Here is a 6843-nt window from a genome sequence, read left to right as displayed (position 1 = left end):
GGTCGTGCTGGCCCCGGACGCGACCGTGGCCGAGGCGCTGGCCCACGTGCGCAACGCCGACCTGACGCCCGCGCTGGCCAGCATGGTGTTCGTGTGCAGGCCGCCGACCGCGACCCCCACCGGCCGCTACCTGGGCTGCGCGCACATCCAGCGGCTGCTGCGCGAACCCCCGTCCGACCTGGTGGCCGGGGTGCTCGACACGGATCTGCCGACGCTGCCGCCTGGCGCGAAGCTGGGCGAGGTGACGCGGTACTTCGCGGCGTACAACCTGGTGTGCGGGCCGGTCGTGGACGAGGCGGACCACCTGCTGGGCGCGGTGACCGTGGACGACGTCCTGGACCACCTGCTGCCGGACAACTGGCGGGAGACGGGGCTGACCCATGCCTGAGCCACAGGGACGGCGGCGGCTGGACCAGCCGCGCTCGGCGGGCCGGTTCCGGCTGTCGGTGGACCCGGACGCGTTCGGCAGGCTGTCCGAGCGGCTGGCCAGGTTCCTCGGGACGGGCACGTTCCTGTTCTGGCAGACCATCATCGTGGTCGCGTGGATCGCGGTGAACCTGCTCGCGGTGTCGCTGCGCTGGGACCCGTACCCGTTCATCCTGCTGAACCTGGCGTTCTCCACCCAGGCCGCGTACGCCGCGCCGCTGATCCTGCTGGCGCAGAACCGGCAGGACGACCGGGACCGGGTGTCGCTGGAGGAGGACCGGCGGCGGGCCGAGCAGACCAAGGCAGACACCGAGTACCTGGCGCGGGAGCTGGCAGCGCTGCGGATCGCGGTGGGCGAGGTCGCGACGCGGGACTTCCTGCGCGGCGAGCTGGACCGGGTGTTCCGCGAGGGCGGGAAGAAGAGCGGGAAGTCGAAGAAGCAGCGCGAGGAGCGGGACGGCGACGAGCGGGAGCCGGGCGGGGGCCGCGAGGGCGGGAGCGGGGGCCGCGAGGGCGGCGGCAGGCTGGACGGCCCGAGGTTGGACGACGTCCGGTCGTAGCGCTCAGCCGTCCGCGCTCAGCCGTCCGCGAGCTTCTCGCAGATCCGCTGGAAGTCCGCCAGGTCCTCGCCGTCGAGCGCGTCCGCGAAGTGCCTGGCCACCCCGCGCAGGTGCGTCCCGGACGCGCCGCGCAGCCGGTCCAGCCCGGTCTCGGTGAGCACCGCGACCACCCCGCGCCCGTCCCCGTCGACCCGCTCGCGCAGCACCAGCCCGGACCGCTCCAGCCGGTCCACCAGCCGGGTCACGCCGGAGCGGGACAGCAGCACGGCGTCGGCCAGCTCGGTCATCCGCATCCGGCGGTCCGGGCGCTCGGCGAGCTGCACCAGCACGTCGTACGAGGCCAGGGTGAGCCGCTGGTCCAGGACCAGCTCGGCCTCCAGGGTGCGGGTGAGCCTGGCGTGGGCCCTGAGGAACGAGCGCCACACCACCAGCTCGTCGCGGGTCGGCGCGCGTCTGGTCGGGCCGGTGTCGGACACGGGAGCCGATGTTACGGAAAGCACGCGGCCGATCGCTCTCGCCCCGAGCCGCGCCCCGACCAGGCGGTAACTTAGAAGGACCAGGGCCGCCCGTAGCATGGCTGGTCCCGAACCGCAGTCCACCCCCGTGAGGCGATCTTGACCACCACACAGCCCGTGCCCAGCACCGCCGACGTCCAGAAGGCGCTGGCCGGTGTGCAGGACCCCGAGATCCGGCGGCCCATCACCGAGCTGGGCATGGTCAAGGACGTGTCGGTCTCCCCGGACGGGAAGGTCGACGTCGCCGTCTACCTGACCGTGTCCGGCTGCCCGATGCGCGACAGGATCACCGCCGACGTGACGTCCGCGGTGTCGGCGCTGCCCGGCGTGACCTCGGTGGCGGTCGAGCTGGACGTGATGAGCGACGCGCAGCGCACCGAGCTGCGCAAGACCCTGCGCGGCGGGGTGGACGAGCCGGTGATCCCGTTCGCCCAGCCCGGTTCGATGACCAGGGTGTACTGCGTGGCCTCCGGCAAGGGCGGGGTCGGCAAGTCCTCGGTCACGGTCAACCTCGCGGTGGCGATGGCCGCGCGCGGCCTGTCGGTCGGCGTGGTCGACGCGGACATCTACGGGCACTCGATCCCGAGGATGCTCGGCACCGAGGACCGGCCCACCCAGGTCGAGAAGATGATCATGCCGCCGCAGTCGCACGGCGTGAAGCTGATCTCCATCGGCATGTTCACCCCCGGCAACACCCCGGTGGTCTGGCGCGGCCCGATGCTGCACCGGGCGCTCCAGCAGTTCCTCGCGGACGTGTTCTGGGGCGACCTGGACGTGCTGCTGCTCGACCTGCCGCCGGGCACCGGCGACATCGCGATCTCGGTGGCCCAGCTGGTGCCGAACGCCGAGATCCTGGTCGTGACGACCCCGCAGCAGGCTGCCGCCGAGGTCGCCGAGCGGGCCGGGTCGATCGCGCTGCAGACGCGGCAGCGGATCGCGGGCGTCATCGAGAACATGTCGTGGCTGGAGCTGCCGGACGGCACCAGGGTCGACGTGTTCGGCTCCGGCGGCGGGCAGGCCGTGGCCGACTCGCTGACCAAGGCGGTGGGCGCGGACGTGCCGCTGCTCGGCCAGGTGCCGCTGGACCCGAGGCTGCGCGAGCAGGGCGACGCGGGCACGCCGATCGTCCTGGCGGAGCCGGGCTCGGCGGCCGGGCAGGTGCTGACCGAGGTGGCCGGGAAGCTGTCGACGCGCTCGCGCGGGCTGGCGGGCAGGCTGCTCAGCGTCTCCCCCGCCGGGCGCTAGCCCCGAGGACCCGGCCTGGGGCCGGGAAGCCCCCTGGAACGCCCGAGAGCCGCTCTCCCCGAGGGGAGGGCGGCTCTCGTCGACCACGGGGCGTCAGGGGTCCAGCGGGGCGCTCAGGCCGCGCGGGGCGGCGCGTCGCTCAGGTCGCGTCCGGGTCGTACGGCGGGCGCTCGTTGTGCGCGAGGGGCCGCTGCGGCGGCGGGGCCTGCTCGGTCGGGACGGGCGGGTAGCCGGTCGACGGGTGGCCGTTCGGCTTCTCGTCGGGCTGGTCGTCCCACAGGTGCTTGGTGATGGCCTGCCGGGGGTTGAAGTTCCGCAGCTCCCGCAGGTCCTCCAGCGGCTTGCGGATCTGCTCGAACTCCGGGCCCATCTCGTTCTTGAGCTGCTCGCGCGCGCCGGTCGCGTACTCCTTGACCTGGCGGATGGTCCGCCCCAGCCAGGCGGCGGCGTCCGGCAGCCGCTCCGGGCCCAGGATGAACAGGCCGGCCAGCACCAGCACCAGCAGCTCGCTGAATCCGACGTTCTCGAACACCTCGCGCCCTTCCGCAGACCGACCGCTCCCAGCGTAGCCGCACCGGCGCGGGGAACCGCGTGCTCCGTCGGCCCCATCGCGCTGGGCCGCCGGAGCGCCGCGGGAACCCGGTCAGTCGGAGCGGAGGGTGACCTGGAGGGTCAGCTCGCGGCCCTGCCTGGCCAGCACCACCGGCACCGTCTCGCCGATCTCGTGCTCGCGCACCGCCACGGTGAACTCGGCCGCGTTGCGCACCAGCCGGTCGCCGACCTTGGTGATGACGTCGTTCTCCACGATCCCCGCCGCCGCCGCCGCGCCGTCGGCGGGCACGTTCTGCACCCGCGCGCCCTCGGCGGTCTCGGCGGACACCGAGTTCACGTTGACGTTCATGTCGGCGTGCTTGACCTGGCCCTCGCGGATCAGCTCCTGGGAGACCCGGCGGGCGTAGTTGCCGGAGATCGCGAAGCCGAGGCCGACCGAGCCGCCGGTCTCGGTGCGGATGGAGGAGTTGATGCCGACCAGCGCGCCGGAGGAGTCGACCAGGGCGCCGCCGGAGTTGCCGGGGTTGATCGCCGCGTCGGTCTGGATCGCGTCGTAGGTGACGGCCGGGCCGCCGTTCTCGCCCGCCGCGGTGACCGGGCGGTTGAGTGCGCTGACGATGCCCTCGGTGACCGTGTTGGACAGCGACAGCGGCGAGCCGATCGCCAGCACCGTGTCGCCGACCTGCAGGTCGTCCGAGTTCCCGAACTGGATGACGGTCGGGTTGGTCACCTCGACCTTGATCACGGCCAGGTCGGTCTTGGAGTCGCGGCCGACCACGCGGGCGGTGGCGCGCTTGCCGTCGGTGAACACGACGGTCAGCTTCGCGGAGCTGTCCTGCACGGCCGGGGCGACCACGTGGTCGTTGGTGAGGACGTAGCCCGCGCCGTCGATGACGACGCCGGAGCCGACGCCCGCGATGCTGGCGCCCTTGAACTCGATCGACACCACGCCGGGCGTGACCCGGCTGGCCACGTCCGCGACCGAGCCGACCGGGCGCTCCTTGGCCGTCTTGACCTCGGCGAGGGTGACGCTGCCGTCGGTGAGCGGGTTGCCCACGCGGCCGAGCGCCCAGCCAACGAGCCCGCCCGCGCTGCCCACGGCGAGCACGACGACGAGCAGCAGCGCGAGGGCGGTGGGCTTGACGCGCCTGCCGAACAGCAGCTCGGGCACGCTCAGCTGCGGGCCGGGGGTCGCCGGGGCGTCGGCGGGCTTGGCCGGGTCCTCGCCGACGGCGGGCGGGCCGAGGACGGCGCTCGCGCCCGGATCGCGCCAGGCGTCGCCCGCGGGCTCGCCCTCCCAGAAGACCGGCTCGACCTCGGGCTCACCGGAGGCGTCCAGGTTCGGCGGGCGCTGCAGGCGGGTGCCGCCCTCGCCGGGCGGGCGGCCGAACGCGCTGCTCAGCGCCTCGGGCGTGGGCGGGGCGAGGGTGACGGGCTGCTGCGGGGCCTGGGCGCGGCCCGCGAACGCGCCGTCGACGCCGTGCGGGCGGCCGAAGGCGGTGCTGAGGGTCGGGTCGACGGGCGGGCGCTCCAGCGGTCGCGGCGCGAGCCTGCGGTGGCCGCCGTCGTCCACACCGGACACGGGCGTCGGGGGCCGTTGGCCGTTGCCCTGCTCCAGCTCGCTCATCGCTCCCCGAACGTTGCCGTGCGTGCGTTGCGGGGCCATCGTGCCCGGTCTGCGGTGAAGTTGCCGTTCAGCGGGTGAACCGCTGGTGGGAGACCGCTCGGAGGGGGTCCGCGCCGTCGTCGACGGGCAGCGGCGGGACCGTCGTCATCGCGGGCGCGACGGCCGGGGTCGGCACGGGGACGGTGCCCTGCGCGGGCTGGGGGGCGCTGTCGTCACCGCCGGGGACGACGAGCGCCAGCGCGCCGAGCATCAGGCCCGACACCACCACGCCCGCGCCCTGCCTGGCCCTGCTGCCGAAGCGCCCGCCTGAGCCGATGCGGGCGCCCGTCCCGAAAGGGCGGGACTGGCCGAGCGCGGGGCCGGAGCCGAACGCGGTGGGCTGGTGGCCGGTGGCGCGCTGGGGGCGCTGGACGGTGACGAGCTGGCCGTCCTCGGTGACGGCGAGGCCGTCGGGGGCGCTGGGGAGGTCGACCTCCTGCGGGATCGCGCCCAGCCTGGCCAGCAGGCCCGCGGGCGCGCACGGGGTGGTCGCCGATCGCACGGCGGACCTGGCCTGCTGCTGCGAGTACGCCTCGGCGGCGCAGAACGGGCACGCCGCCAGGTGCGCGGAGGCCCGGCTGTGGGCCGAGGCCGACAGCTCGCCGTCGACGAAGGCGACGACGGCGTCGGGCAGCAGGTGCTGCTCGGGCAGTCCCCAACCTCGCAGATCGGTCACGCGTCCTCCCGCTGCTGTGCCCGGCGCCGCTCGAGCGCGACCCGGAGGGCCTGGCGACCCCGGTGAATCCTGCTCCTCACCGTACCCAGCTTCACCCCGAGGGTGGCGCCGATCTCCTCGAACGACAGCCCTTCCACGTCGCAGAGCACCACGGCGGCCCGGAACTCCGGGGGCAGCTCGTCCAGCGCGGCCTGCAGGTCGGGGTCGAGGTGGGTCTCGGTGTAGACCTGCTCGGGGCTGGGGTCGTCGCCCGCGAGCCGGTCGGTGTCCTCGGGCAGGCCCTCCATGCGCAGCCGCGAGCGGCGGCGGGCCATGTCCAGGAACAGGTTCGTGGTGATGCGGTGCAGCCAGCCCTCGAACGTGCCCGGCTTGTACGACGCCAGGGAGCGGAACACCCGGATGAAGGTCTCCTGGGTGAGGTCCTCGGCGTCGTGCTGGTTGCCCGTCAGTCGGTAGGCCAGCCGGTACACCCGGTCGGCGTGCTCGCGCACGACCTCGTCCCACGTGGGCGGGGTCCACTCGACCTCGTCGATGGTGGCGGTGGGCGCGGTTGCGGCGGCGTTGATCGGCTGGGTTCGCATCGGGCGGTGTGGCACCTCCAGTGGGCGGGCTGCCCTGTGCACGGTCCAACGGCGGTGGTGGCCCGCGTGTTCCCGTGAGTCCTGCTTGGCTGCGTCGGTGGTTCGGTGGTGATCGGGTGCTGTGGGTGGTCGCCGGCGGGTGGTCGCTGAGCTGTGGGGACGGCTCGGTGTCCGGTGTTGGCACCAGCGTGCCGGTCCCGCTTATAACTCTCGTGAGAACGGGCTGAGAGCAGCCTGAGAAACACCCGGCTCGGGGCCGGCGTACCCCCGCGAGGGGGAATCGACACCTCGACCTCTGTCGCCTCCACCACGTCCGAGCGGGCGAAAGGCGGGGATCGTCGAACGATCCCCGCCCTGTTCGCCGTGAGCGATCAGCCGGTCGCCGGGTTCGCCGAAACGGCCGCGGCCGGGCGACCACGCCCCTAAGGTCATCACCGTCCGCGCACGGGTGACCGCGCGCGGGCGCGGGCGAGGGGGCTTCTCCAACGGGTCCCCACCGACGCGGGCGCCGGCCGACGGCCGCCCCCCGCCGACCTGACCCAGCCGTGGCGGCCCCTCGCCCGCCCCCTTCAGTCCAGGTGCGCCGTCACGCCCTTGCCGAGCACGGTCACGCCGCCCGCGC

8 protein-coding genes are annotated in these 6843 nt (G+C 74.2%); 3 read left to right on the top strand and 5 right to left on the bottom strand.

The features are described from left to right. On the top strand, positions 1-388 hold a 388-nt coding region (locus ACTUAL_RS04015), incomplete at its 5' end, for a CBS domain-containing protein (RefSeq protein ID WP_440899307.1). Then, entirely contained in the window at positions 381-986 is a 606-nt protein-coding gene (locus ACTUAL_RS04010) for a DUF1003 domain-containing protein (RefSeq protein WP_096491547.1), read from the top strand. The genes ACTUAL_RS04015 and ACTUAL_RS04010, both read left to right, overlap by 8 nt. Before the next feature lie 17 nt (positions 987-1003). On the opposite strand, the gene ACTUAL_RS04005 is transcribed toward ACTUAL_RS04010, so the two are convergent. Continuing rightward, positions 1004-1462, bottom strand: coding sequence for a MarR family winged helix-turn-helix transcriptional regulator (locus tag ACTUAL_RS04005; RefSeq protein WP_177154497.1), 459 nt, complete (start codon positions 1460-1462; stop codon positions 1004-1006). Between the two features lie 138 nt (positions 1463-1600). On the opposite strand from ACTUAL_RS04005, the gene ACTUAL_RS04000 reads away from it, so the two are divergent. Beyond that, positions 1601-2746, top strand: coding sequence for an Mrp/NBP35 family ATP-binding protein (locus ACTUAL_RS04000; RefSeq protein WP_096491545.1), 1146 nt, complete (start codon positions 1601-1603; stop codon positions 2744-2746). Positions 2747-2885: 139 nt separating this feature from the next. On the opposite strand, the gene tatB is transcribed toward ACTUAL_RS04000, so the two are convergent. The 4 genes from tatB to sigE form a co-directional block, all read right to left on the bottom strand. Continuing rightward, positions 2886-3278, bottom strand: a complete 393-nt coding sequence (gene tatB / locus ACTUAL_RS03995; RefSeq protein WP_096491544.1) for a Sec-independent protein translocase protein TatB — start codon at positions 3276-3278, stop codon at positions 2886-2888. A gap of 111 nt (positions 3279-3389) precedes the next feature. Continuing rightward, complete coding sequence (locus ACTUAL_RS03990; protein ID WP_440899306.1) at positions 3390-4925, bottom strand: trypsin-like peptidase domain-containing protein; 1536 nt, start codon at positions 4923-4925, stop codon at positions 3390-3392. A gap of 67 nt (positions 4926-4992) precedes the next feature. Next, on the bottom strand, positions 4993-5640 hold the full coding sequence (locus tag ACTUAL_RS03985; protein WP_096491542.1) for an anti-sigma factor: 648 nt from the start codon (positions 5638-5640) through the stop codon (positions 4993-4995). After that, a complete protein-coding gene (sigE, locus tag ACTUAL_RS03980; RefSeq protein ID WP_440899305.1) occupies positions 5637-6221 on the bottom strand; it encodes an RNA polymerase sigma factor SigE in 585 nt (194 codons plus the stop codon). The genes ACTUAL_RS03985 and sigE overlap by 4 nt, the downstream gene beginning before the upstream one ends. Positions 6222-6843: the final 622 nt, after the last annotated feature.

The sequence above is a fragment of the Actinosynnema sp. genome, from assembly GCF_052038725.1.
This window is presented reverse-complemented; position numbering and strand designations above follow the sequence as displayed.

What these genes read in the sequence shown, in the direction of transcription:
- sigE (WP_440899305.1), bottom strand. Translation starts at nt 6,221, where the DNA reads ATGCGAACCCAGCCGATCAACGCCGCCGCAACCGCGCCCACCGCCACC.
- ACTUAL_RS04010 (WP_096491547.1), top strand. Translation starts at nt 381, where the DNA reads ATGCCTGAGCCACAGGGACGGCGGCGGCTGGACCAGCCGCGCTCGGCG.
- ACTUAL_RS03990 (WP_440899306.1), bottom strand. Translation starts at nt 4,925, where the DNA reads ATGAGCGAGCTGGAGCAGGGCAACGGCCAACGGCCCCCGACGCCCGTG.